This window comes from Mesorhizobium salmacidum (SeqCode), from assembly GCF_037179605.1.
Taxonomy (GTDB): Bacteria; Pseudomonadota; Alphaproteobacteria; order Rhizobiales; family Rhizobiaceae; genus Mesorhizobium; species Mesorhizobium salmacidum.
The window spans coordinates 1-25,574 of record NZ_JAPYKS010000041.1; the positions used below are offsets into that span (position 1 = coordinate 1).

At 59.7% G+C, this 25,574-nt stretch carries 20 protein-coding genes, 3 pseudogenes and 1 riboswitch; of the genes and pseudogenes, 3 read left to right on the forward strand and 20 right to left on the reverse strand.

Annotation, left to right across the window (positions count from 1 at the left end):
• From O7A60_RS29570 to O7A60_RS29660, 19 genes and pseudogenes are all read right to left on the reverse strand, one after another.
• The coding region (locus tag O7A60_RS29570; RefSeq protein ID WP_337109224.1) for a malate synthase G at positions 1–1,426 on the reverse strand (1,426 nt) is incomplete at its 3' end.
• A gap of 13 nt (positions 1,427–1,439) precedes the next feature.
• Complete coding sequence (locus O7A60_RS29575) at positions 1,440–2,693, reverse strand: D-amino acid dehydrogenase (protein ID WP_337109225.1); 1,254 nt, start codon at positions 2,691–2,693, stop codon at positions 1,440–1,442.
• 137 nt (positions 2,694–2,830) lie between these two features.
• A riboswitch (glycine riboswitch) is annotated at positions 2,831–2,920 on the reverse strand.
• Positions 2,921–3,414: 494 nt separating this feature from the next.
• A pseudogene (locus tag O7A60_RS29580) lies at positions 3,415–4,331 on the reverse strand (MFS transporter); the annotation flags it as partial.
• Positions 4,332–4,404: 73 nt separating this feature from the next.
• A complete protein-coding gene (gene tnpC, locus O7A60_RS29585) occupies positions 4,405–5,937 on the reverse strand; it encodes an IS66 family transposase (protein ID WP_337109226.1) in 1,533 nt (510 codons plus the stop codon).
• A 69-nt stretch (positions 5,938–6,006) separates the two neighbouring features.
• The gene (tnpB, locus tag O7A60_RS29590) at positions 6,007–6,363 is read right to left on the reverse strand and encodes an IS66 family insertion sequence element accessory protein TnpB (protein ID WP_023709031.1); all 357 of its coding nucleotides are present in this window, start codon (positions 6,361–6,363) and stop codon (positions 6,007–6,009) included.
• A 94-nt stretch (positions 6,364–6,457) separates the two neighbouring features.
• The gene (tnpA, locus tag O7A60_RS29595; RefSeq protein WP_337109227.1) at positions 6,458–6,790 is read right to left on the reverse strand and encodes an IS66-like element accessory protein TnpA; all 333 of its coding nucleotides are present in this window, start codon (positions 6,788–6,790) and stop codon (positions 6,458–6,460) included.
• A gap of 677 nt (positions 6,791–7,467) precedes the next feature.
• Entirely contained in the window at positions 7,468–7,659 is a 192-nt protein-coding gene (locus O7A60_RS29600) for a hypothetical protein (protein ID WP_337109241.1), read from the reverse strand.
• Positions 7,660–7,866: 207 nt separating this feature from the next.
• Complete coding sequence (locus O7A60_RS29605; protein WP_337109228.1) at positions 7,867–8,061, reverse strand: hypothetical protein; 195 nt, start codon at positions 8,059–8,061, stop codon at positions 7,867–7,869.
• Positions 8,062–8,104: 43 nt separating this feature from the next.
• Positions 8,105–9,063 (reverse strand): annotated as a pseudogene (locus O7A60_RS29610) (IS630 family transposase).
• A gap of 582 nt (positions 9,064–9,645) precedes the next feature.
• Positions 9,646–10,755: pseudogene (gene alr, locus O7A60_RS29615) on the reverse strand (alanine racemase).
• Positions 10,756–10,984: 229 nt separating this feature from the next.
• Entirely contained in the window at positions 10,985–12,382 is a 1,398-nt protein-coding gene (locus O7A60_RS29620; RefSeq protein ID WP_337109229.1) for a CapA family protein, read from the reverse strand.
• Positions 12,383–12,438: 56 nt separating this feature from the next.
• Positions 12,439–13,479 (reverse strand): ABC transporter ATP-binding protein, encoded by a 1,041-nt coding sequence (locus O7A60_RS29625; protein WP_337109230.1) that lies wholly within the window; start codon positions 13,477–13,479, stop codon positions 12,439–12,441.
• Positions 13,476–14,483 carry an ABC transporter ATP-binding protein gene (locus tag O7A60_RS29630; RefSeq protein ID WP_337109231.1) on the reverse strand — a complete coding sequence of 336 codons (1,008 nt, stop codon included), beginning with the start codon at positions 14,481–14,483 and terminating at the stop codon, positions 13,476–13,478. Before O7A60_RS29630 ends, O7A60_RS29625 begins: the two co-directional genes overlap by 4 nt.
• A gap of 1 nt (position 14,484) precedes the next feature.
• Positions 14,485–15,366, reverse strand: a complete 882-nt coding sequence (locus tag O7A60_RS29635) for an ABC transporter permease (protein WP_337109242.1) — start codon at positions 15,364–15,366, stop codon at positions 14,485–14,487.
• A 1-nt stretch (position 15,367) separates the two neighbouring features.
• Positions 15,368–16,309 carry an ABC transporter permease gene (locus O7A60_RS29640; protein WP_337109243.1) on the reverse strand — a complete coding sequence of 314 codons (942 nt, stop codon included), beginning with the start codon at positions 16,307–16,309 and terminating at the stop codon, positions 15,368–15,370.
• Positions 16,310–16,619: 310 nt separating this feature from the next.
• Positions 16,620–17,807 carry a glycine C-acetyltransferase gene (locus O7A60_RS29645; protein ID WP_337109232.1) on the reverse strand — a complete coding sequence of 396 codons (1,188 nt, stop codon included), beginning with the start codon at positions 17,805–17,807 and terminating at the stop codon, positions 16,620–16,622.
• 255 nt (positions 17,808–18,062) lie between these two features.
• Positions 18,063–18,929: an aminotransferase class IV gene (locus O7A60_RS29650; RefSeq protein WP_415926870.1), complete on the reverse strand. Its 867-nt coding sequence runs from the start codon at positions 18,927–18,929 to the stop codon at positions 18,063–18,065.
• Positions 18,930–19,213: 284 nt separating this feature from the next.
• The gene (locus tag O7A60_RS29655) at positions 19,214–19,666 is read right to left on the reverse strand and encodes an Lrp/AsnC family transcriptional regulator (RefSeq protein ID WP_337109233.1); all 453 of its coding nucleotides are present in this window, start codon (positions 19,664–19,666) and stop codon (positions 19,214–19,216) included.
• Between the two features lie 1,084 nt (positions 19,667–20,750).
• Positions 20,751–21,704 (reverse strand): carbon-nitrogen hydrolase family protein, encoded by a 954-nt coding sequence (locus O7A60_RS29660; RefSeq protein WP_337109234.1) that lies wholly within the window; start codon positions 21,702–21,704, stop codon positions 20,751–20,753.
• Positions 21,705–21,856: 152 nt separating this feature from the next.
• Here O7A60_RS29660 and O7A60_RS32035 point away from each other — a divergent pair, with 152 nt between their 5' ends.
• From O7A60_RS32035 to O7A60_RS29670, 3 genes are read left to right on the forward strand one after another with little or no spacing between them, the layout of a single operon-like run.
• Positions 21,857–22,291, forward strand: coding sequence for a GntR family transcriptional regulator (locus O7A60_RS32035; protein ID WP_415926871.1), 435 nt, complete (start codon positions 21,857–21,859; stop codon positions 22,289–22,291).
• Positions 22,188–22,904 (forward strand): PLP-dependent aminotransferase family protein, encoded by a 717-nt coding sequence (locus O7A60_RS29665; RefSeq protein ID WP_337109235.1) that lies wholly within the window; start codon positions 22,188–22,190, stop codon positions 22,902–22,904. Before O7A60_RS32035 ends, O7A60_RS29665 begins: the two co-directional genes overlap by 104 nt.
• 16 nt (positions 22,905–22,920) lie before the next feature.
• Positions 22,921–23,232, forward strand: a complete 312-nt coding sequence (locus tag O7A60_RS29670) for a hypothetical protein (RefSeq protein WP_337109236.1) — start codon at positions 22,921–22,923, stop codon at positions 23,230–23,232.
• Positions 23,233–23,882: 650 nt separating this feature from the next.
• Here the strand turns inward: O7A60_RS29670 and O7A60_RS29675 are convergent.
• Positions 23,883–25,484, reverse strand: coding sequence for an ABC transporter substrate-binding protein (locus O7A60_RS29675; protein ID WP_337109237.1), 1,602 nt, complete (start codon positions 25,482–25,484; stop codon positions 23,883–23,885).
• Positions 25,485–25,574 lie beyond the last annotated feature (90 nt).

Below are 25,574 nucleotides of genomic sequence, written 5' to 3' on the forward strand. Positions count from 1 at the left end.
CTTCCATCGAGGTGTGGATCTCGTCGCCAGTGCGGTCGAGGAAGCCGGTGTTGATGAAGACAACGCGCTCCTTCGCGGCGCGGATCGCCTCCTTGAGGTTGATCGTGGTGCGCCGCTCCTCGTCCATGATGCCCATCTTGATGGTGTTTGGGGCCATGCCGAGCAGGGCTTCGACACGGTCGAAGATCTCGACGGCGAAGGCGACTTCCTCCGGCCCGTGCATCTTCGGCTTCACCACATACATCGAGCCGGCGCGGGAGTTCATCCGCCGCCCCTTCGGTCCGACGTCGTGCAGCGCGATCAGCGCCGTCATCACCGCGTCCATGATGCCTTCCGGCACCTCGCTGCCGTCGCGGTCCAGGATTGCCGGATTGGTCATGAGGTGGCCGACATTGCGCACCAGCATCAATGAGCGGCCAGGCACGGTCAGCGTACCGCCGGCGGGCGCGGTGTAGACGCGGTCGGGGTTGAGCTTGCGGGTAAAACTCTTGCCGCCCTTGCTGATCTCTTCGGCCAGGTCGCCCTTCATCAGGCCGAGCCAATTGCGGTAGACGGCGACCTTGTCCTGCGCATCCACCGCCGCGACCGAATCCTCGCAGTCCTGGATGGTGGTCAGCGCCGATTCCAGGATGACGTCGGCGATGCCTGCCGGATCGGTGCGGCCGATCTGGCTGGCGCGGTCGATCAGGATCTCGACGTGCAGCCCGTTTTTGATCAGGAGCACGGCTTGTGGATTGGCGGCGTCGCCGCGACAGCCGACGAATTGCCTGGGATCGGCCAGCGTCGTCGAGCCGGCGCCTTCGCCGACCTTCAGCGCGCCGTTGGCCACGGACAGGCCGTTCACCCCTGCCCATTTGCCAGAGGTGAGCGGCACCGACTGGTCGAGAAAGTCCTTGGCCCAGGCGATCACTTTGGCGCCGCGCGCCGGGTTGAACCCCTTGCCCTTCTGGGCGCCATCGGTTTCGGGTAGGGCGTCGGTGCCGTAGAGCGCGTCGTAGAGCGAGCCCCAGCGCGCATTGGCGGCATTCAGCGCATAGCGCGCGTTCATCACCGGCACGACGAGCTGCGGTCCGGCGACGACGGCGATTTCCGGATCGACATTTTCAGTCGAGACACTGAAGGCCGGCCCTTCCGGAACGAGATAGCCGATCTCCTTCAGGAACGCCTTGTAGGCGTCCATGTCGATTGGCGCGCCATTGTCGCGGTACCAGCGGTCGAGCTTTTCCTGCATGGCGTCGCGTTTTTCGAGCAGCGCCCGGTTGCGGGGGGCGAGATCGTGTACGATCGAGGAGAACGAGGCCCAAAAGGCCGAGTTGCTGATGCCCGTTCCCGGCAAGACTTCGTTGCGCGTGAAGTCGTGCAATTCTCGCGCGATCTTCAATCCCGCAATCTCGACCCACGCGACATGGATAGGCTTCCGAGTCATTGAATGCGCGCCCCTAAGCTCCCACCCGCGTGTCGACGGGAACGTCTGACGCAACGGCCTGGACCAGTACGGCGGAGGTCGCAGCCGACAGAGTCCAGCCGAGGTGGCCGTGCCCGGTATTGTAGAACACACCCCGCGCACATCCCTTCCCCACGCGGGGCATCATGTTCGGCATCATAGGCCGCAACCCGGCCCACGGCACGACGCGGTTGGTCGTCACACCAGGGAAGAGCGTCCGCGTCCAGTCAACCAGCGGCCTAACCCTGTCATCGCGAATGTCTCGGTTGAGCCCATTGAACTCGGCGGTGCCTGCCACCCGGAACCGTCCAGCGCCGAGGCGGCTGGTCACGATTTTCGCACGGTCGTCCAGGATACTCACCCAAGGCGCGGCTGCCTGAGCCGAGGGGTCATCGAGATAGACAGTGATCGAGTATCCTTTGACCGGATAAATGTTGAGGCGATCGCCGAGCATGGCCGCAAGGTCGCGGCTGTGCGAGCCCGCACATACTACGACTCCATCAGCTTCGATGACCTGTTCGGCGTCTTGCTCGCCCGCGCAATAAGTTGAGTAGCTCAGCCGGAAACGGTCGCGCCGGTCGATGTGCCTCACCGCCGAGTCGTAGAGGAAGGTGCCGCCGCGCCTCGCGCAGGCCTGAGCCAAGCCCGTGGTGTACTTGTGAATGTCACCGGTCGAGTCGGACGGCGTGTAGAAGCCACCATGAACGTCACCGTGCAGAGCCGGTTCTATTGCGGCGATCTCCTCTGCGGTCACGGGTCGCCGGTCCAGTCCTCCTTCAATTAGGAGCTCGTTCACTTTCGTTGCGTGATCGAAGCCGGTCTTGTCCCAGTAAACATGAAGGATGCCGCTGCGGACATGATCGAAATCGATGCTCTCCCGCTCCGCAATCTCGAACATGTACTTGCGGGCGGCGATCGCCAGGCGCGTTGTCGCGACTGTGTTCTCGTGATAGCGGGGGATGTTGGACACGAACTCTGCCAGCCAGCTGTATTTGTGCCAAGACGGCGCCGGGTTCATCAGCAGCGGCGCGTCGGGCCGGACCATCCACTTGACCCCCTTGAGGATCGTAGACCAATGGTTCCAGACTTCGGCGTTGCTGGCCGAGAGCTGGCCGCCATTTGCGAATGAGGTCTCCATCGCGGCGTAGCGTTGCCGCTCGATCACGGTCACATCGTAGCCGTGCTCCAAAAGGGCGTACGCTGTCGAAACGCCGGTGATACCGGCGCCAATTACAACAATCCTGGGCACTTTCGCTCTCCAGACAGACCACTGGGTGCGGGTCGCAACCCGCGGCTCATCCCCAAATCTGTCTCTGTACCTGAGAGCTTAACCGGTCAGCCCGGCTTTCCCCTTCGGTGGACGCTCTGGCGTCTCTCTCCAGATTGTTCGGCAGCACGGTCTCTTTTGCCTGAGAGTTTCCTTGGGGGGTTGCTCCGTCGGCGTCGGCACTCGCCGATCTCTCCCGTCCTGCCTTATGAACGGCACGTTTATAGGATGACCAGTTGCACTTGCAGAGCCAATCAGCTTGACATATGAAACGCTCGAACCAAATTTCAACCGACCTTTGAAACAGCAGGATCAGCGCGCCCTTTTGTCGGGCACTGCGGGGCACACCGGGGGCCATGGGCAGAAAATAGGTCATCCCGATTTACGGAGATCTTTGTGATGTCGGCACAGGAACATCTGTCCTGATTCAGGCAGCCCCAGCGCCCGGTGGCGGCGCGGTTCACAGCAAAGCACGGTCGGCGTGGAACGAGTGTGCTTGTCGTCCCGTGACGACGGGATTTATCAAATTGATGCTGCGGCAGACTTAATGTTGGAGACAAGGACCCACTCGTAAGCTTGGGGCTCATTGTTTGCACTTTCGTTTCTGGAAGGCGCGTTGACAGCTTGAGAGGAGATCAAGAGTGAGAGAGAAAGCGCGTGGATTGATCACGCTTGCGCGTCGGCCCGGTCGGCAAGGCAGGCGGGTGAGCGCAAGAGCAAGACAGCACTCGGCGCAGGCGATGCACGCGAGTGATATCAGATGTTCCTGAGACAGCTTTCGCCTCAAGACATGGTTGCAGATCCCGGCAAAAAAGGCGCCGGTCCCGAAGCCGGCCATCAGGATGCCATACCGGATCGACCCTGCGCCCAGCTGGTCACGAGCTACTAAGGGGAGCAGCGCCAGAATGGAGATGCTTGCGATTCCGAAAAGGGTTCCGCGCGCGATTGCCGCCTTGACTCTGAAGACATCGCTGTGAAGCGCACCCCATTATGGATTGCGTCGCCATCGCCTCACGCGGGAGAGGTGAAGGGCGAACTTTCCATTGACAGCGCCATATCGCGCAAAGCGGTGCGAGATAGCTGAGCGTGGTCAGAGCGAAAGCCGTTAGCTGTCCAAAAGAGGCGACCACAAAGCCGCCGAGCGCCGGGCCTACGCTTCGGACGGTGTTGAACCCGACCGAAATGAGCGTAATGGCAGCTGGGACGTCGCGTCTGTCAACAAGTCTCCAACTGACGCCTGCCAGGCGGGGTCGTTGAAAGCGGCGCCGCATCCAACCAAAAAGCTGAAGCCGAGAATGATCCACGGATCGACAAGGCCCAGCGCGACAAGAACGGTGAGTATGGCAGATGCCAGCATCATCAGACACCGACCAGCGAACATAACCCTGCGTCGGCTGAAATTGTCGGCGATGGCGCCAGCGAAGACCGAAAGGATGAATGCCAGCAGCGTCGATGACGCCTGCACCAGCGCGACCATCATAGCGGAAGTCGAGATCGTAGCCATCAGTCAGCTGATGGCGAGGCTTGAAACTTGCGTGGCCAGCCAAACCGATCGAGACGTGGGTTCTCGAGCGGCGCAAACGTCGACGACGAACCTCCTGCGCGCGCCACCTTGATCATCTCCTTCCGTCTATGGGTCGCGGTTGTGGCTTCTTCCAGTCCGCATGGGCGAGTATCAGGGTAAGCGGTGTTCTCAGGCCACGGCCTTGAGCTCGAGCTTGTTGATGTAGACCCAAGGCAGGAGATCGTCGATCTGGCTGTTGGAGTGGCCGTTGGCGATCCTGGTGAGGATGTCGGTGAGATAGCCGAGTGGCTCGACGCCGTTGAGCTTGCAGGTTTCGATCAGCGAGGCGATGACTGCCCAGTGTTCGGCGCCGCCGTCGGAGCCGGCAAAGAGCGCGTTCTTGCGGTTGAGCGCGATCGGACGGATTGAGCGTTCGACCGTGTTGCTGTCGATCTCGATGCGGCCGTCGTCAAGGAAGTGCGAGAGGCCTTCCCAGCGCGAGAGCGTGTAGCGGATCGCCTCGGCGAGTTTTGTCTTCTGGCTGATCAGGCCGAGCTTCTCACGCAGCCATGGTTCGAGGTCGGCGACGATGGCGCGGCTTTTGTCCTGACGCATCGCGCGGCGCTCGTTGGCCGATCGGCCACGGATGGCGTCCTCGATCTTGTAGAGTTCGGCGATCCGTCTCAACGCCTCGCTGGCGATCGGCGCGGGACCGGCTGCTGCCAGTTCATAAAAGCGCCGACGGACATGCGCCCAGCAGAAGGCGAGCGTGACGCCGCTCTTGTCGGCGAGCACACGATAGCCGCCATAACCGTCGACCTGCAGGATTCCTGTGAAGCCCGCCAGATGAGCGATCGGACGCTCGGCCTTTCGGTCCGGCGCATAGACATAAGCGACGCCCGGCGGGTCGCTCCCCTGCCATGGCCGATCATCACGCGCATAGGCCCAGAGCTGGCCTGTCTTGGTCTTGCCGCGACCGGGATCGAGTACCGGCGCGGTGGTCTCGTCGGCGAACAGCTTCGGCGAGGACTTCAGCTTCGCCAGCAGCCGTTCATGAATCGGACGGAGGTGCCAGGCGGCGCGGCCAACCCAGTCGGCGAGTGTCGAGCGATCAAGATTGATGCCCTGCCGGGCGTAGATCTGCGCCTGGCGATAGAGCGGAAGGTGATCGGCATATTTTGAGACCAGCACCTGGGCGACCGTTGCCTCGGTCGGAAGACCACCCTCGATCAGCCGGGCCGGCGCGGGAGCCTGAACCACGACGTCCTCGCAGGCGCGGCAGGCATATTTGGGCCGGCGCACGACGATTACACGCAGCTGCGCCGGAACGATGTCGAGCCGCTCGCTCATGTCCTCGCCGATCCGATGCAAGCCATTGCGGCAGCATGGGCAGGCATGGTCCTCGATGTCGACGATCATTTCCACCCGCGGCAGATGGGATGGCAACGTGCCGCGGTTCGTCCGACGCCTCCTGGCGCGCTCCAGGCGCTCTGCGGGAGATGCTTGTTCGCTCTCTTCCTCCTCGGCCGCCTCGATCTGCTCGGCTTCCTCAAGCCCCAGCAGAAGCTGGTCTTCCGGCAGCGTCTCGGCACGCCGGCCGAAGCGGTGGCGCTGCAATTCCTTGATGATCTGGATCAGCCGGGCGTTCTCGACGTCTCGCGCCAGGACCATCGCCTTCAGCGCGTCCGGATCGTCGGGAAGCTGGTCAGCCGTCATCGCCATGAGCCGATCAGACCATATTCGCCGACGCCGGGCGACAATGGAATCCGACCTGATTCACTTGGTCGCGGATCAGCCCGCCTGCGCCGGAACGCGGGTCCGGCGGGCTTCGTGGACCCGCCGCCAATCAAGCCCTTCAAGCAGCGCCGAGAGCTGCGCGGCGGTCAGCCGCATCATGCCGTCATGCACTTTCGGCCAGCGGAACTCTCCATCCTCCAGACGCTTGGCATAGAGGCAGACGCCGGTGCCATCCCAGAAGATCAGCTTGATCCGGTCCGTCCGCTTCGCCCGGAAGACGTAGACCGCACCGCTGAACGGATCAGCGCCCATCGTCTCGCGCACCAACGCGGCCAGCCCCTCCGCGCCCTTGCGGAAGTCGACGGGCTTCGTCGCCACCATGACCTTGACCGCACCCGTCGGCCCGATCACGACGTCGCCTTCAGCGCGCGGATCACTGCGGCCACCGTCTTGGTATCGGCGCCCCGGCCGACGCGCATCGCGATGCCGTCGATCTCAAGCTCGATCATGCCGGTATCCCGGGTGGCTTGCCGTTTCCGCTGCGTGAACGGTTGGCTACAGGTTCCGCCGCCGCCACAACCGCCGGCACAAAGGCAGGAGAATCTTGCTGCACCGAAGCGGCTTGTTTGCGCGCTTCGCGGCGCCACGCGAAGACCTGCTGCGGCCTAAGGCCATACCGACGGGCGACCTCGGAAATGATTGCGTTCGGCTCCAGCGTTTCCGCGACGATCCGCGCCTTGTCATCCACCGACCAGTGACGCCGACCGCCGGCACCGTTGATCACCTCGAACCGCCGAAGCTGCCGCTCCGGGTCAAGCGTAAGGTCAAGTCCAGACACAAGCCGATCTCCGATCCCAATACAGGATCGGCAACCTCACAGATCGCGACCACTCCCGAAAGGTGGTCCGGAAACACCGCTTACGTATCAGGACCAGGGCATTTCGGATGTGATCCAGCGAATTGACCGTCTCGGAAACATGCCGCGACGAACAAATCTCCGCGCCGGCTTGGGCCGGCCGTCTGAACATACCGCCCTGCCGGCTGGGAGGCACACCGGCAGGGCGCGCCGCGCAAAACTCACGGCCGGTGGCGACCGGACAGCGGCGGCAGGCAGTTGTTCGTGCAGCGCTCCTCTTTTCCATTGAGTTCACGAAACAGTATTCTTCATTTTCGCGCCACATCGCGGCGTCGCCGGTCGCGATCTATGTACGAGGGGCTGTCATCGACAGATGTTGAGGCATTGCCGTTGTCTGAACCGAGCTCTGATGGTGCACCTCTCCTGAACGACACGGATGGAACTCATCATCTATCGCCGTGGATCGGCACTCCGGAGACGCCTAGGAGCCGGGACCGCCGAACGCACAGCGTGAGCAAACAAGGGGGATGGCGATGATGGAAAGACATTTAGCATGCCCCTCGAGCGCACCTTACGCCCTCTGTGCGCCAACACGTCAGGTAGCCAATACCGTCTCGACCAGATTCACCCAATAGCCGCTACCATACGGCAAGGCTTCGTCATTGAAATCCTATGCGGGATGGTGCACAGGAGCGGTCCGCCCCATTCCCAAGGAAAATGAAAGCGCCTGGCCGCGCCTCAAGCATGTAGGCGGAGTCCTCCGCCCCCACACTGGTCTGAATTTTTTCGTTCACCGATGCAGGCCCGATCAGGTCGCCTGCCGCCCTTATCGCTAAGTTGGTTCCCTCCATGTGGTTGACGGCAAACGGCACGGAACGACGGTACCTAAACTCGATATCCGCGCCGAACCCGCGCGCAATGCTTCGAGCGCATGTCGAAATCTCTCGTTCGGCGAAATCTCGGAGGCCTGACGCCCTGGACCCTGACGGTTCCGGCGATTTCTACTTGATCTGGGATAACGTTATAGGCCTGTGCAGCCTTCAACATTGTGACTGAAATCACCAGCGGCTCCATGGGATCGGTTTTGCGCGATACAAAATCTGCAGGCCGAGGGTGATCTGCGCTGCTACAGTGACAGGATCGACAGTCCGATGGGGTGAGGCCGCATGGCCGGCCCTGCCCTTCACGATGACGTCGAAGGCGTCCTGATCGATCTGCGTCTGATTCTTGGTGAAAAGGACGACTCCCTCCACGATATCTCTCTCGAACGAAAGAAGGGGCTAAAGCGTGTCGCGATTAATTGGCCTCATATCCGGCAGCTTTGAAGAAATTTCTCCATTCGGTTGGCTCGAACAGGTGACAGATATCGCCGAGGGCCTCGCAGAGTGCATCGAAGGTTCTGGCGGCCTTCTTTCGCAGCCGCGCCTTGAGTTTTGAGTAGGCCATCTCGATCGGGTTGAGATCGGGCGAGTATGGCGGCAGGAACAGCAGCCAGGCACCCCTTTGGCGAACCAGTTGTGCGGCGCGCTCGCTCTTGTGGAAGCCGACATTGTCGAGAATGACGACATCGCCAGGCGACAGTGCGGGAGCGAGCTGGGTTTCAACGTAGTGTTCGAAGATAGCGCTATTCATCGGCGCGTTGACGATCCACGGCGCGACAAGACCGTGGCATCGCAGTCCGGCGATGAAGGTCTGCGTCTGCCATTTGCCGAATGGCGCATGCGTCCTGAAGCGCTCGCCCTTCGGCGCCCAGCCGGTGCGTTTGGTCAGCTTGGTGTTGGTCGACGTCTCGTCGATGAAGATCAGCCGCGCCAAAGCCTTGTTGAAGAAGCGGTTTCGCCGCCCCATCCACAGCTCACGCGCCTGGCGAACGTCGGCTCGCTGCTGCTCGCTGGCCTGTAGGGTTTTTTTATGACTGAGCCCAAGGCGATTGAGCAGGCGACCGACATTGGAGCGGTGCACGCTCACCCCGCGCACCTCCAGTTCGACGCAAAGCTCATCCAGCGTCAGTTCGCCGGTCTCGGCCAGCCGCAAGAGGACAAACTCGGCATGCGGCTCAAGCTTCCCGCCTCCCACATGGCCCTGCCGACGCGCCTCAAGCGAACCGGTCTGCCTGCGCAGTTTGATCGTTTGATCAGATTGTTACCAAAGCGAGGCGAAACGCGGAAATGGCGTGCAGCCTCTCGGTGACCATGACCCTCATCGACTTACGCAACAACACGCCTACGCAACTCGAGCGGTAGCGGCTTGCCCATCGCGGTCTCCTTTCAACCGCAATGAATCATGATCTCAAATCAAAGGGAATCCTGAATCCTTTAAAACGCGGCACGCTTTAGGTTTGAAATTCGCGCGCTTTTTGAGGCCAGTATTGGGCAACCGGATGTGAGAGGGGCGGTGGCTGACCGGATCCGATTCTGCCCCCAGTGTTGTGTGATCGTGTGGCTGTTCTCGCGTCCCCGGCCACTTGCGGGTACATTTTCGCCGGTCGTGTGATGCACACCTAAAACGCAGACGCTGATGCGTTGGCAATGTCAGATCTTAGAGGCAATCGGCGGCGTGCCGATTGAAATTCCCACATCCTCTACAGCCCCTCGCTGCTGTCGTAGTTTGGCTTGACGTCCTGATAAGGCCGCCGGCGGCAACCGTTCCGCTACTTTCATTCCGTTATATCCGCCGGGAGTCCCTTCTACCCCTTCTCAAGTTGGAATGCGGCTCCATCATGACGGGCTCGTCGGCTCGTCTCGCCTGATCTCAGTCGCAGGATCATCGAGTTCATCAGTTTCCAGATCGCATCCGTATTCGCGACGCAGTCGTTGATGCAGCCGTTCGGCATCTCATTAATATTGTCGGCGGTAGCGATCACCCAGACAGGTCAATATCGCATAGGATATGGTGCATGCCTGCGTCCCGCGCGACGTCCTCCGAGGGTCTGGTGCTGCCCGAGCACCTCGACCAAGCTGCCCAATGTCAGCGTATCCTCAGGCAAGGCGGTGATATCAATTGTCGTGCTGTCCATCGACACTCTTCCGACGATCGGCAGCCGGATTCCTTCATAATAGACGGCACCGCAACTACTCAGGCTTCGGGGCAGGCCATCAGCGTAGCCCGCGGCAATGGTCGCGAGCCGCGTTTCCTGGTGCGTGACATGCGCGCCATCATAACCGACTCTGATGCTAGCCGGAACAGTGCGAGTCTGCACGACGGCAACATCGAGCCTAACGACCGGTTCCATTGCCTTGTCTCCCTTAGCGCTTGGTGCCCCGCATAAAGTGCGATGCCCGGCCGGGCGAGTGCGCCGTGGCCAGGAACACACCCCCGGAATTGGCGAAGGAAATGTCAAAGCCGGGAAACTCATCGGCTGTTCGTGTCATCTCGCCTACTGGTCGGCGTTTTGCTCGCTGTCCTTGTCATCTGCGGAAGCCAAATGGCTCATGATGAACAGTATCTCGAGGTTATCCTCTTGTTCGAGTGCGTCCGCCAACGCCGAACGCTCTTCCGGCGGTATGCCGAGCCGCGACATTCCGGTATGAACTGCAGCACGGTCGGCAGCGTGCGCTTTCGATGGCTGGGGACGTCCGCCCATCGCCTCCACTGCTCCAGCGAGTCGACAACCGGGATGATGTTGCTTGCGGCACAGGCGGTCTCGTCGCTGGGTTGCAGTCCGTTCAGAACGAAAATCTCAGCGTCACACGGGAGGATGGGTCGCAATTTGACCGCCTTCCAAATACAGCAACGAACAATTGCCTACAACCTTTTGCATACAGCGCCACCGCGATTGGCCCGACACCGAGCCCATATGCATCCGCCTTCACCATGGCAGCTACGCGCCCCGGAGCGAGGATCGATGCAAGCTTCTCATAATTGCGGCCGAGAGCGGAAAGGTCAATGGTTAGACAGCCTGTGGCTCCGTGCGCCTTGGCGCTCGTGCGAGGATCGACATACTGCAAGCCACTTCCTCTCGCCTTTAGATGAGCTCGGCTTCAGTTACGCCAAATAAGCGACCGGCAGCATGCCGGGATACTGAAGCCCCATTGTTATTGTCACGCACCTGTCGAGCCTGACAAACCTTTGTGGTGCGCATACGTCGAGGTATTAGCCGCGCCGGCTGATCAAAATGATAACAGCGAATGCTCAGTTCCACATTCTTGAGCGACCAAGCTCATGCTAAATGCCGCGTTACGTTGAAGCGGGCTGCAGTCGGATCAACCCGACGCCGTTTTCAATTTCGACCTGCGTGCCGAATGGCGCCGAGAGGCTCTGGAGACGCTCCAGAATGGCCACTCCCTGAGGCGCAGGCGCGAGACGCGGCACTCCCCGGTTGGCAAACCGCATCGTGCGGCGAAGCTCGATAGGATAAAGCCGCAGTTCGGCAAGATGGTTGTCCTCAAAACGGCTGATGGTAACGACACTCTCGTAGAATTCCACACCAGATTGGGGGCCAATTAACCCTTCTGCTGTCGGGTAACCTTTCGCCACCTCATCAACGGTAACCTCGGCATCTGTATCGACACGCGGGTCCTTGCCGTATTCCTCGTACATGTCAGCGCCTATGGGCGTCCGGAGGTCCTGGCAGAAGAAATTTCCCAAGCTGTAAAAGATCGGCCGCCCTTTATAAATCTCGATGCCTCGCAACACATGCGGCCCATGCACAATGTATGTGTCCGCCCCTGCATCAATAAGGCTCCGGGCAAACGACTGTTCGTAATCAGCCGGTTCCTGGCTCCATTCTCCGGGCTCGTGCCCGTGGTTAGTGGCGATGCAGAAGTCTGAGACCTGCTTGCCCTGACGTACGTTGCGCAGAATATTGGCAACATCGCGCGAGTTAGCTGCGAAGCTATAACCGGCTTTTTTCCCCGGTTCGTAGGTGACCCCGCCCAGTACTACCCGGCTTGGGTCCTTTAGGGCGGGTTTGTCGCCTGGAAGCATTTCGCGCACTTTTCTCAAAGTCTCGAGCATCTCGGGCGGGACTATGATGCTCCTCGTCAAGCGAAGAGGGTTCAGGCCCGGCCTGCCAGGGGCCTCGCCGGCGGGGTCGCAAGCGCGAGCCATGGGCCCGAACGTCGAGGCAAACGACAACATCGCCACACGTCCGCGAGGCGTCTCCAGGAAGCGGGCGGCTCCCGCCTGTGCGAGGGTTTCGCCTGCGCCCGCGTGGATAATCCTGTGGTTATCAAGCGCGCGGGTGGTCTCGCGCATACCTTCGACACCCCAGTCGAGTGTGTGGTTGTTGGCGCGACTGACCATATTGAAGCCCATCGCTTTCAAATCAGCTCCCAGCTCGGGGTCGCTGATGCAATATGCTCCCCCGTATTCAGCCTGCGGACATCCTTTGGACATGACATCCAAAATGTTGGTTTCCAAGTTGCCAAAAGTAACGTCGGCCTCACAAAAGGTCCTAAGGACATCGTCCAGGCCGGGATAATGCCCGTTCGTTACGGGCCGCGCATAGAGAAGGTCGCCAACAGCCGCCATTGTGAAGCCGTCATCAACGTTTGTGGCAATGGAGCCGACCGTGTCAAAACCACCGACGTCGTGGGTTGGATGACGACCGCTTTCGTGTGAGTTTCTCTCCATGAATTCCTGCTTTTCACGAGTACTTTTCTGAGCGCCACTGTAGTGCGTTCTGACGCCTAAAAAAGGCCCGAACTGTGTGGCTCTGCAACCGGCGGGGGTCGAGCGCTGACCGCGACCTCCGGCTGTGCCGGAGCGCGCACATGACAGGCTACGACGCGCCCATCCGCCATCGGCACCAAAGGCGGTACCTCGATGCGGCAACGCTCGACGGCGAGCGGGCAGCGTGGATGGAACGCGCAACCTCTGGGCGGATTGACAGGGCTCGGCACCTCGCCATCGACGGGCGCCGCCAGCCGAACTCGCGTCGGATCCGGAACGGGGGCTGCCACGATTAGCGCCTCGGTATAGGGATGGACCGGTTTGGCGAACAGCGCCTCACAAGGGGCGAGCTCCACGATTCGCCCCAGATACATGACCGCCACGCGATGGCCGATATGCTCCACAACGCCGAGGTCATGCGAGATGAAAACAAAGGCGATGCCCATCTGCTGCTGGAGATCCAGAAGCAGGTTCAGGATCTGAGCCTGCACAGATACGTCGAGGGCGGAAACTGCCTCGTCGGCGATGATGAGTGCCGGCTGGAGGGCAAGCGCCCGTGCAATGCCGAGCCGCTGGCGCTGGCCGCCCGACAACTCGGAGGGGAGCCTGTCCATCATCTGAGGTGACATCCCGACCTGTTGCAGAAGCTCAGCGGCGAGCGCCTTGCGCTGCTTCCAGCTAAGAGGCTCAAAATTCTCGACGGGTTCGGTGATGATCTGTCCAGCCGTGAGGCGTGGATTGAGCGACGAGTAAGGATCCTGGAAGACCATCTGCATCCGCCGGCGCCAGGCGCGAAGCTCATGCTTCTTGAGACCCGCTATGTCGGTCCCGTCGATCAGCACGCGCCCTGCCGTCGGTTCGGCGAGCCGCATCAGGAGTCGCGCGACGGTCGACTTGCCACAGCCGGATTCGCCGACGATACAGAGCGTCTCGCCAGCCTCGACCGAGAAGGACACATCCTCCACCGCCCGCACCACCGGGATGGTCTTCTTCAGGATTCCTGCGCCGAGCGGATAGTGCTTGGTCAGGTTCTCGACTTTCAGCAGAGGCCCGGTCATGCGCCAACCACCTCTTCGGCGCGCCAGCAAGCGGCGGCGTGGCCCAGCCCGACGTCAAGCATGACGGGTGTCTTCTCGCGGCAAATGTCTATCGCGAACGGACAGCGAGGCGCGAAGCTGCATCCCACAATCGGCTCGCGCAGGCTGGGCACGATGCCAGCGATTTCTGGAATGCGGCCCTGTCGGCCCCGCCGGCGATCAGGCACGGAGCGCATCAATCCCTGGGTGTAAGGATGCGCAGGGCGTGCGAACAGATCAATGACGCTCGCTTGCTCAACGATGCGGCCGGCATACATGACAATCACGCGTTGGCAGGTCTCAGCGACGACGCCCAGATCATGGGTGATGAACATGACCGCCGTTCCCGTGCGCTCTTTCAGTTCAACCACCAACCGCAGGATCTGCGCCTGGATGGTGACATCGAGCGCCGTCGTAGGCTCATCGGCAATCAAGAGTTCCGGCGAACAGGCGAGTGCCATGGCGATCATCGCGCGCTGGCGCATGCCGCCCGACAGTTCGTGGGGGTAGTTGTTGACCCGACGCTCGGGGTCGGAGATGCGCACGAGATACAGCAAGTCCTGGGCCTTGGCCATGGCGACTGATTTGCTGGCTTTGGTGTGAATCTGCACTGCCTCGGCGATTTGGTGACCGATGGTGTAAACCGGATTCAGGCTTGTCATCGGCTCCTGGAAGATCATGGCGATCCGGTTGCCACGGATTTTTCGCATCTCGCCGTCCGAGAGTTTTAGAAGATCGCGTCCGCGAAAGCGGATTTCGCCGCCCACGATCCTGGCGCTCTGTTTGGGCAGCAGGCGCAGAATGGAAAGCGCGGTGACGCTCTTGCCGCATCCCGATTCGCCAACGACACCGAGCGTTTCGCCACTCTCGACCTGGAAGCTGATGCCGCCCAGCGCGCGAGTGACGCTGTCTTCGCCGTAAAAGTGGGTCTGGAGGTCCCGAACATCGAGAAGCACGTCATTGCCTATTGTCGTATGCATCTGCATCTCAGCGCCTCCTTTTCGCACGGGGGTCGAATAGGTCGCGTAGGCCATCCCCGAGCAGGTTGACGGAAAGGACCATGACCGCAAGGCAGATGCCGGGAGCGAAGACTGTTAAAGGAGCGATAGCGAGATACAAGCGAGAGCTTGAGATCATGTTGCCCCAGCTGGGGATGTCGGGCGGCACGCCCACGCCGAGAAAGCTTAGCCCGGCCTCCGTCAGAATCGCGTCTGCGCAGACAATGGCGCTTTGCACCATGAGCGCTGGTATGGTGCTCGGCAGGATATGCCGCCACAGCACCTTCGGCAGGCGCGCACCACCACAAATCGCGGCTTCTACATAGGGACGCTCCCGAACACTCATGACCACCGAACGAACCAGCCGGGTGACGCTTGGCAGCTGGACGATCGTAATGGCGAAAATGAGGATACCGACTCCCGAGCCGGTCAGGGAAATCAGTGCAATAGCAAGCAGAACCGTCGGGATCGACATCAGACCGTCCATGACCCGCATGGCGATGCTGTCGAAGCCGCGGCTGTAGCCGGCGAGGACACCGATCAGAAGGCCGCCAAGAGCTGCGCCTGTGGCGGAGGTCAATCCGACGATCAGGGAGATCCGGGCGCCGAACATTGTTCGTGCAAACACGTCCCGGCCCAGATTGTCGCTCCCGAACCACATTTCGGACGAAGCTGGCTGAAGCCGTTTGAATGGATCCATATTCAGAGGATCGCCAGCGTAAAGCGGAGCAGCGAGTGCTAGAACGATCATCAGCATCAGGAGGCCGCCGCCGATTACAACAAGCGGGTGGCGCCTTGCGAGACGAGGTAGGTCAGATATTTGCAGACGGTCCGGCGAAACGGCTTCAACTGGTGCAGAGAGGAGTGTCATATCAATACCGGATTCGAGGGTCGACAAGCGTGTATGAAAGATCGACCGCCAGATTGATCAACACGTACAGACCCGAAACGAGGATGAGGACGCCCTGGATGATGGGGTAATCGCGGTTGTTGATCGCATCGACCACCAAACGACCCACGCCAGGTACGTTGAAAACCGTTTCCGTAATGACAACACCGCCAATCAGGCCTGCGAAACTCAGGCCAATCACGGTAAGGATCGGGGCACCTGCATTCTTCAGGGCGTGGTGGAAAAGCATGGCATAGGAAGACGCGCCCTTGGCAGCCGCCGTTCGCATATAGTCTTCCGTCAACACCTCGAGCATGCTCGCTCGCGCTATCCGGGCGATGAAAGCAATATAAGAAAGGCTCAAAGTCAGAGTCGGCAGGATCAGGTGCACGAACCAGGGCTCAAGGCCTTCGCCAATCGGCCGGTATCCCTGGACCGGCAGCCAATGCATGCTGATCGCGAACAAGTATATCAAAAAGAAGCCAATGACGAACACCGGGACCGAAAAACCCAGCGTCGCGAATCCCGTAAGCATGCGGTCGACGAGGCCGCCAGCCTGCCAAGCGGCAAGGATGCCGAACGAAACCCCGACCGTCGCCGAAAGGATCATCGTCATCATTGACAGGCAAATCGTAGGTTCAAGGCGCTGCGCGATGAGATCGAGGACCGGTCGCCCGGCGAAGATCGAGGTGCCGAAATCGCCGCTGAGCATATCGCGTACCCAACGCAGGAACTGGACCGGCATGGGATCGTTCAGCCCCAGCTTCTCGCGAATTCCCGCGATCATCTCCGCCGTGGCCGATTTGCCGGCAATGATTGCGGCCGGGTCGCCGGGCGCCAGCCTGAGAAGCAGGAAAACGAAAATCCCGACCATCGCCATGACAGCGATGGTCGAAACCAATCTGCGGAGGACGTAAGCAGTCATTAGGCAGAGGCTTTCTGCATGTTCCACCACGCGGTAAGCTGCGGTCGCTTCCAAGATCCTATCCACACCAGAGTTATTGCGAATGACGTCTGATGACCATATTCAAACTTAGGACCTCGACCATGAACATTTGCGCCAAAAGGAGCCGACTGCTGCAATAGAGGCCCCACAAAGCCGCGTTCTTTGAAATGTGTGAGTTTATGTGCCGCGTCCGATAGCTCGCCTTAGCTCGCAAGCCTCCCCCGAAGCGGCGGCAACGCACCACGTCGAGATCGTCCGAATGCCCGGATTTAATAAGTCATTTAGGATATCAGATGACTCTCAGTTCCTTGCCCACCTCGGTGAAGGCTTCGACGGCGCGGTCGATATCCGCAGTCGAATGCGCCGCGGACATCTGCGTGCGGATGCGCGCCTCACCCTTCGGTACAACGGGAAAGGAGAAGCCCACTACATAGATGCCGCGCTGAAGCATCTTCTCGGCCATCTGCTGTGCCAGGCTTGAGTCACCCAACGTCAGAGGGATGATCGGGTGGTCGGCGCCCGCAAGCGTAAACCCTGCCTTTGTCATCTTCGCGCGAAAGCGGTCCGCATTGGCATAGAGCTTCTTGCGCAGCACATCACCTTGTTCGATCAGGCTGAAGACCTTCAGCGAAGCCCCTGCGATAGCAGGCATCAAGGTGTTGGAGAAGAGGTACGGCCGCGAGCGTTGTCGAAGCCAGTCGATGACTTCGCGACTGCCTGACGTGTATCCGCCCGATGCGCCACCAAGCGCCTTTCCCAGTGTACCTGTGAGGATGTCTATGCGGCCCTCGACACCGCAATGTTCTGCCGAGCCGCGCCCGTGCCTACCGACGAAGCCGACCGCATGGCTGTCGTCAACCATGACCATCGCGCCATATTTCTCCGCAAGATCGCAGATGCCGCCGAGATCGGCGATGATGCCATCCATGGAGAACACACCGTCGGTCGCGATGAGCTTGAAGCGCCGGCCTTCCGCTTTCTTCAGTTCCTCTTCTAGTGCGGCCATGTTGTTGTTTGCATAGCAGAAACGCTTCGCCTTGGAGAGCCGCACGCCGTCAATGATCGAGGCGTGGTTCAGCGCGTCGGAAATAATGGCGTCTTCCTCGCCTAGAAGCGCTTCGAACAGCCCCCCGTTGGCATCGAAGCAGGACGAATAAAGAATCGAGTCTTCCATCCCGAGGAATGACGAGATGCGCGATTCGAGCTGCTTGTGCTCTTCCTGAGTGCCGCAGATGAAGCGCACCGAGGCCACGCCGTAGCCGTAGCGGTCTAGCGCAGCCTTGGCCGCGCTCCGCAGATCTTCATGGTCTGCGAGGCCAAGATAATTGTTGGCACAGAGATTCAGGACCTTGCCGCCATCGGTGAGTTCGATCTCGGGTGACTGCGGTGAGGCGATGACGCGCTCGGATTTGTAGAGACCCGCGGATCTTAGCCCAAGCAGTTCCGCCGACAAATGGGCAATGAAAGCGTTCGTCATCGGAATCTCCAATGGAACAGTTTGGGGCATGACCGACGAGAACTAGACGCCCGTACTGCCGAGATCGTGACACCGAACACAGCGGCACATATCCGAGGAGGCGACGAGCGCCGCTCGTAGAAAAGCGTCCTCGGTGAATGACGCCCGCTTGGCGGCGCGGAGCGTCGCCAGACCATCATGGATCGTGCTCAGGGTGTGGGCAATGGCAGCCCATCGAGCCGTCACCTAGCCGCTCTCAACTTGCGGCCATTTCTATCAGGGATAGGTGACAGCAGTTGACCATGCCGGATCATCATGCTTCTGCCAGTAGAAATTCATGAGCCGAGAGGTTATGGGCCCGACCTTCCCATTGGCGATCTTGGCCTCGTCGATGCGCGTCACGGGCATAATGCCGCCAGCAGTCGAGGTGACGAACACTTCGTCAGCCTGTTTGATCTCAGCACGACTGACATCAGTGGCCGCAACCGACAACCCAATCTCGGCGCAAAGATCGAAGACTGTCCGGCGTGTAATGCCAGGTAACACCCCAAAAGCGGGCGTCGTCAAGGACCCGTCCCTAACAATGAACACGTTGAATCCGGGTCCCTCCGCGATGTGCCCATCGGTATCGAGAATTAGCGCCGTCTCCGCTCCCATGTCGTACGCATCGAAAAGACCTTTAACGAGATCGAGCCAATGATAGTTCTTAATCGAAGGATCGATCGATTTGGGAGGGATGCGTACTGTCTCGCTAATCGCGACGTGCAAGCCTCTTTCCAGTTGCTCGTTGTTGGCAACGGAACCAAAAGGGACGGCAAACGCCATGAAGCGATTTTCCGCCTGGCGAGGATCGCGGCTGAACGTGGGCGACGAACCGCGCGTGCAAATCATCTCCACGTACGCCGATTTGTGGCCCGACAAGGCGACGCAGCTCTTGAGGATCGATGTTATTTCCTCGCGATCATAGGGCAAATTCATGCGCAGACGTTCAATGCCACCCAAAAACCGGTCAAGATGCAAGTTCAAGCGGAAAAACCTGCCGTTCCAGACGTGGACGGTGTCGTAAGTCGCGTCGGAATGCAGAAAACCCCAATCGAGCACGGATATCTTGGCCTCGGACATCGGCAGGTATTGCCCATCCATGAAAGCAACCCCGTGAGGATAATGCCGTCTATCGACGTGATGATTAACGACAAATGGAAGTCTAGGTAAGAGCTGCGTCATCGGATTCGCCATTCTTTTTCCCATCGGGTCAGCTGCTCGCCTGCGGGAAACAGTTTGGCTACCGCACCGTCCGACGCAACATCGACTGCCCGCCGATAGATCGCATGCTTCTCTCGAAGAAAAAGACCAATCCCTTGGTGGTCACGCAATGGATGCGTCAAAAAACGACTCGGGGTGGCGGCTTCAACGAAATCTGCCCGGCGTTATAGCGTAACGCGTGGCTCGAACTTGACCCTATCAAGCGCAATCATGCTCCGGAATTTCCGGACATTCGGGTTCGTGTAGAGCTTCGTTTTGACGAAGACATCAAAAGCCTCGACATCCTCGACCGTGACGATCAGGACGAAATCAGCATCGCCGGTCACCATATAACACTGACTAACTTCTTTGGTCGCCCGCATTGCACGCTTGAAATCGTCGACCAGGTCAAGACGCTCCCGATCCAGCTCGACCGTAACGACGATGGTGAGTGATTTGCCGACAGCTTTCGGATCTACCAGCGAGATATCCGCTACAATTACCGCATCCGAACGCAGCTTGTTCACCCGACGCATACATGACGCGGCCGAGGAACCAACGAGCTCAGCGAGTTCGGCAAAGGATAGCCGATTGTTCTTTTGTAGGGCGGTGAGGATCCGTCGATCTAGGTCATCCATAATTGGTCTGCTGCAATTGATGGCTTAAATAATCGCCCGAACTGCCGCGATCTTTATGCCATTTGATCGGGCAATATGAAACAGGCAAATCATCATGGGGCAGCCTGCGCCAAGGATCAGCCGTCTACGTCCCACAGCAGGTCACGACATCAGCCAGTGTTCACTCTATCTTCGTCGTTGCATCACGGGCGGAACGTACACTTTTGCGTCGACATCCTTCAGGACCCATTGTCCAGCATCTGCTCTGCCAGAAACTTCTTCAGATTGGCGCGTACTCCTCCTCCGAAGACTTCAGCCGCTTGGGCTTAGACACGTCCATCCGGCAAAACTTGGCCTCCAGGGTACAGGTTCTGCGCGAGCATGAGTTAGGTGCGAAGTCGGACGCTCTGGCGGCCAAGCACGGCGTCTCGGGGCGCGCAATGATCTGCTCTTCCCCGAACCGCTTTCTCTTCATCAGTCCGTCCTCAATCAAGGGTCGAAATCTAATCTCAAATGGACTAGAAACTCAGCGGCACGTCGGTGCAGTGCCCAGCCAAGGGCGATACGGACGGGCAAGCTCCGCGACCGAGTTATCTCCCGCTCTGGATGCTCTCATATGCTCCCTCTCTCATCTTCTTATCCGGAATAACATCTTGGAAGTAGGTCCGCCATCTGGATGCTATTCACACCAAGCTTCGCGTACGATTGGGTGGTCAATAAGCGGGTCGAGTTACAGCCCGCAGGATTGCGCTACGGCCGTTGTGAACGTTTCGACACCGATGCGGCTGCCGGCTGTCATCCGGAATTGGCCGTGGCCAACAAGCAGCAGCTACAGGCGGTGATAGAAATCGCGATCCCGTGCTGCAGTTTGCCGGCATCGCGCGCGCAAGGAGCTGGATGGCGGAACACACCATACCTGCCCAGTTGCTTCTGGAATGCCGCACAAGACCTAACAAGAAAGCTCGATCACATGCCGAAAAAGGGTCAGAAGCCTCTTGGATTACGGACAGCAACCGAGAGCGACCCCGCGATCCGTGGGCGCATAGTGCTGCTTGAAAAGTGGAGCGATCCGCTTGCCCCTAAGGCGACACGGTTCCTGACGAAATCACCGTTGCAGCGTCAAGGGTCCATAAAGGTTGGGACGCCGGTCGTTCCATAGACCGAAGAAACTGCGATACCGGACGACCTCGCGGAGGTCGATCTTTGCGCGCAGGATCTCTTCGCTCTCACTATCAGCAGCAGCCAGATTCCGGCCATCGGGAGCGGCCACCACGCTGCTACCCAGGAAGCAGTGGCCGCTCTGCGCACCCACGCGGTTGCAACTGAGAAAGAACACGCCATTTTCCTGCGCGCGCGTAAATGCGCGATGATGGAACTGCGCGGGGTCCAGCGGGTCCTCGTTCTCTGGCCTGAATGAATTCCAGACACCCGTCACGACTTCCGCGCCAGCTAGCGCGAGAGCCCGCGTTGCCTCAGGAAAGCGGACATCATAGCAGATCTGCATGCCGATCCGACCAATCGGCGTCACGGCAACCGGAAAATCTTGGCCGGCCGCAAACAGCAGTTTTTCATTCTGCCAAAGATGCACTTTATGATAAACGTAGGTTGCACCCTCAGGCCCGATCAGCACGGAAGAATTGGTCAATCGACCCGGTACTAGGGCATCGCGCAACGCCATACCAACGACGATCTGGGCGTCATATTGGCGAGCAATGACTGTAAGACCGCTTATGGTTGGTCCTCCCAGCGTTTCAGACACCTCCTGCAGGCGTGCGGCATAATCCTTGAAACCTGCAAACCCGAGCCCGACTGAGGAGCCCGGCGTGATTGGTTCCACATATCCGGTTGTAGCGAGTTCCGGAAAAGGATTAGGCGGGAACCCGACGCCGCCTCGGCCCCGGCGATCTCGATGATCCTTGCCCGGTTTCTGTCTGGATCTAGAGCCGCAATGTCGATCTGCGCCAAGCTCACCTGAAAAGGATCGGGCATCTGTTCCTCCACTTACTTTCGCCGGACCGTGGCCTAGAAGTGTCAACGATGAAAGTCGTGCGATGACCATGCCACCTATGTCAATTTGAGTATCGACACCATGCCACTTTAATGTGAGATAAACGACGAGACACGCGTCGAGGGCGGTGGCTCAGGGAGCGGTTGGCAAAGCCGAACACGCGGAGGTAGCAAGTGAAGGACTGGGTGCCGGACCTGTCGAAGGTGAGCGGCTACCGATATCGGGCTCTCGCCGAAGCAATAAGGGCGGCTGTGCGGTCGGGCGAACTCGCACCGGGGGAGCGCCTGCTTTCACACAGGCACATGGCTTGGAAGGCCGGAGTGACGATAGCGACGGTGGCCCGCGCCTACCAGATCGCCGGAGAATGGGGCGTGGTCTATTCGAAGGTGGGGCACGGCACCCGGGTGCGTGAGGCAGCAGACAGCAGGCGGCCGCTGGTGCTGCGGGAAGAATCCAACCACACGGTGAATTTCGGACTGCTCCTGGCCACACCGCTCACCGAGTCGGCCTTGCGCAAAACAGGCCTTCACCAGTGTGTTTGCCTACATCGGTACGAAGATCGTGGAACGTTCCCTATCGGGCTATGCGCCCGATCTTGGCTACCGCGCGCACCGCGATCTCGGCGCAGCGTGGATTAAATCCCTCGGCGATACCTGGGAAAGCGAGAGCATCACCATCACGCGTGGCGCCCAGGAGGCGTTCCTAATCCTGCTTTGCATGCATACGCAGCCGGGGGATCCCGTGCTGGTGGAGGAGACTACATATCTTGGCCTCGCGCACATGCTTAGGCTGCGGAACCACCACATGGTGGCGACGCCAATGGATGCGGAAGGTATCATGCCGGACGAACTAAATGAACGCGCGCGCAGTTCGAAGGCGCGCCTCCTGTTTGTAAGCCCGACGCTGCAGAATCCGACCGGTGCGACGATGTCCCTGGGGCGGCGCCAGGCCATCGTGGGCGTTGCTCGCAGCAACGACCTGCTCATCATCGAAGACAATCCCTTCGCCGCATTGCTGTCGGGCCAGCGCCCTATATCGCTTTCCAGTCTGGCGCCGGAGCGCACCTTCCCTCTCTATAGCCTGTCCGAATACGTCGCGCCCGCCATGCGTGTTTGCTTCATGCGCTGCCCAAGCGCGTACATCCAGATGGCTGGAGGGCGTCAAGCATGCGCTGACACTCGGCGGGCCCTTTCTGCAGGCGGAGATCGCGGCGGGGTGGCTGCGGAGCGGAATTCTCAAGAAGCTGTGTGACTGGCAGGCCGAGGAAATGCGCCGACGCTGGGCGCTAGCACGCGGCGCTTTCGGGCACCTGCTCCCGGACGACGCGTCACCAAGCCCCTTCATATTCCTTCACCTACCCGAAAAATGGCGCGCCGGCGAGTTCGTCAGCGCCGCACGGGCGGCACGGGTGAGTTGCATCGAAGCGGACCGGTTCACCGTCGGACGAGCGTCGGCACCGCAGGCTGTCAGGCTGTCGCCCAGTTCGCCGGCGACCGATGACGAATACAGGCTGGGCCTCGCCCGCCTGTCGGACGTGCTGGCTTCCAGCTATGTCGCCTCGAGCGCGATCCGCTACTGAATCACCCTCGGGCCGACGTCCTGCTCATACCCCTGCGGGCGCCGGTAATGCCGACTTCTCCGCAGTCGTGCAACCATGACACGCTATAGTGCTCCGCGCTGCTTAGCGGCCGAAATCGATCTTTTCATCGCCAGGCTGGCAGACACATCGGATCGCAGGGCACGGGCACGGTCTCAAGGAGGCCGGCGCCGAGGGCTGCCGGCGGCAGCCGTGCTGCGCGGCCTGCTCAAGCAGCACCGCCAACCAAGCTATGAGGAACTGGCTTTTCACTTGGAGGATCCCGCCTCCCATAGCAGCCGCAAAAGCCAAGGACCGGCCACAAGCGGCTGCACAGGGCATGCCCGAGAGTTCCGGAATAACCAAGTGCGGAGAAGGCCGCAAGGAGAGGGTCTGACGAGCCTGTCAGTTTGCCACGCGACAAGGATGGCGAAAGAGTCCCCAACCTTCAAGATCGAGGTGCCGAATCGCCTGCGAGCAAGTCCGCACGCTATGGATGAACTGAACCGGCATAGGATCGATCAGACCGCGTTCGGGATGTCGGCAATAATCGCCGCCGCATCCCCGGCGCCACCTGAGAAGAGGGAACGAAGATCCCCACGATCACGACAAAGGCGAGGTCGAGACCAATCTGCGTAGGGTGTAGCCGACCATTACGAGGCTTTCCGCATGTTCCAAAAGGGGACTTGAACAGCAGGCAATTCGATTAGACCGGTCAGCATTTTGCGCCGTGCAATTGGCTCGACTACTTGACCGAGCCTAACATCGCCGACGAAGTTCCACCAAACCCGTTGCATCTCGCGAGCCAAGGCCTTGCGTTCATCGAGGGTGTTTAAGTCCGGCCATTTGGCGCGAAGTGCCTCATATTCATCACTCTTCGGCCAACCGAACCAAGCCTTGTCGCCGCTCGCGTTAAGAAAGACGGCAGAAGGCGGGTCGCCTTGGACGTAATCCGGATCGTTTGTGATGAAGATGTTCCAGCCTCCGTTCTCAACTGAACCCGTGTTGCTCCGTCGCGCGACAAGCCCCCCCCAGTCGCTCGACGCGAGCTCCACATTGACACCAATTTTTCGCAGTGTGGCCGCTAGAAGCTGGCAGGCAGCATGACCCTCTGCCCAATCTGTGGGGTCAAGGATCACGACCTGGTCTCCGGCATATCCCGACTCCTTGAGAAGCTGCTTTGCTTTCTCTGGGTCGCCTCCCTTCTTAAACCATCCCGTATTTTCGTCGTTGGAATAAGGGGTACTGTTCCCAAAGATCGAAGTGACAGGACGGCTGAATCTGGAATCCGGAGCCATCACTCGGAGGAATGCCTCCTGATCGATCAGATGAAGAATGGCTTGACGCGCCTTGACGTTGTCGAACGGTTTCTGCAAAAAATTCATGCGCAGGCAGAAGTCGTTACCCGATTTATTAAGCACCTGCAGGACAAGGTTGGGATCATTTTCAATGACGGGATAAAGATCGGCTGGCAGGAAGGTTTCAAAATCAACCTCGCCCGCCTGCAAAGCCGCCAGTGCAGTTTGTTGATCGGCGATGTTTTCCCATATAACCCGATCAACATTGGCGACCTTCCCGCCAGCCAAACCGTTGGAGGGCTCGCTGCGCGGTCTATATTGTTCGTTTCGATCGTAAGTATAGCTTGAGCCTGGCCTCATCAAAGATTGGTTGAACTTGAATGGCCCCGATCCGATATTCGACGTTACTTGCTCGGCCACGGGGCGTTCAGCATCTTTAACGCGCATCATGAACGGATAGGGCGCAGCAATTCTCGCTAGCATATCGATAAGCAGGCCCAGTGGCTCCTTGAGCACGACAGTGAAGGTTTCATCATCCTCCTTCGAGATGTCCCGAACCCGTTCCATGAGCACGTGCCCGCCGGCCTGTCCCCATCTACGGATCGAGACCACACAGTCCGCTGCGGTGACACGCGTGCCATCATGCCAACCCAGTCCATCACGGAGTTGGAAAGTGTAGGTCTTCTTATCGTCGGACACACCCCATTTGCCTATCATTTGGGGTTGCGGCCTCAACTCAGAGTCGAGCGCAAATAGCGTATCGTAAATGGCCAGTCCATGAGTTTGTGTCGGGTCCGTCGTTGTAAAAATCGGATCGAAAACGGTGAGGTCATGCATTGCCATACGGACCGTGCGATCGGCGCTCGGCGAGGTCTGCGCCCGCAGGACCGACGGGAAGGACAAAGCCGTTCCCGCAGCCATGCCCGTCTTGATGAGGTCGCGTCGAGAAATCGTCATGTTCCAGCTCCCCTTTTGATTTAGTAGCACGGTTGATCCGCGTTATCCGTTGTATCGACACTAAAAACCTTTGGCCTGCCGGCTGATGGT

What these genes read in the sequence shown, in the direction of transcription:
- O7A60_RS29625 (WP_337109230.1), bottom strand. Translation starts at nt 13,479, where the DNA reads ATGACCGGGCCTCTGCTGAAAGTCGAGAACCTGACCAAGCACTATCCG.
- O7A60_RS29650 (WP_415926870.1), bottom strand. Translation starts at nt 18,929, where the DNA reads ATGGATGGGCAATACCTGCCGATGTCCGAGGCCAAGATATCCGTGCTC.
- O7A60_RS29675 (WP_337109237.1), bottom strand. Translation starts at nt 25,484, where the DNA reads ATGACGATTTCTCGACGCGACCTCATCAAGACGGGCATGGCTGCGGGA.
- tnpC (WP_337109226.1), bottom strand. Translation starts at nt 5,937, where the DNA reads ATGGCGATGACGGCTGACCAGCTTCCCGACGATCCGGACGCGCTGAAG.
- O7A60_RS29630 (WP_337109231.1), bottom strand. Translation starts at nt 14,483, where the DNA reads ATGCAGATGCATACGACAATAGGCAATGACGTGCTTCTCGATGTTCGG.
- O7A60_RS29660 (WP_337109234.1), bottom strand. Translation starts at nt 21,704, where the DNA reads ATGGTCATCGCACGACTTTCATCGTTGACACTTCTAGGCCACGGTCCG.
- O7A60_RS29620 (WP_337109229.1), bottom strand. Translation starts at nt 12,382, where the DNA reads ATGGAGAGAAACTCACACGAAAGCGGTCGTCATCCAACCCACGACGTC.
- O7A60_RS29645 (WP_337109232.1), bottom strand. Translation starts at nt 17,807, where the DNA reads ATGACGAACGCTTTCATTGCCCATTTGTCGGCGGAACTGCTTGGGCTA.
- O7A60_RS29670 (WP_337109236.1), top strand. Translation starts at nt 22,921, where the DNA reads ATGCGCCGACGCTGGGCGCTAGCACGCGGCGCTTTCGGGCACCTGCTC.
- O7A60_RS29600 (WP_337109241.1), bottom strand. Translation starts at nt 7,659, where the DNA reads ATGGAGGGAACCAACTTAGCGATAAGGGCGGCAGGCGACCTGATCGGG.
- O7A60_RS29640 (WP_337109243.1), bottom strand. Translation starts at nt 16,309, where the DNA reads ATGACTGCTTACGTCCTCCGCAGATTGGTTTCGACCATCGCTGTCATG.
- O7A60_RS29635 (WP_337109242.1), bottom strand. Translation starts at nt 15,366, where the DNA reads ATGACACTCCTCTCTGCACCAGTTGAAGCCGTTTCGCCGGACCGTCTG.
- O7A60_RS29655 (WP_337109233.1), bottom strand. Translation starts at nt 19,666, where the DNA reads ATGGATGACCTAGATCGACGGATCCTCACCGCCCTACAAAAGAACAAT.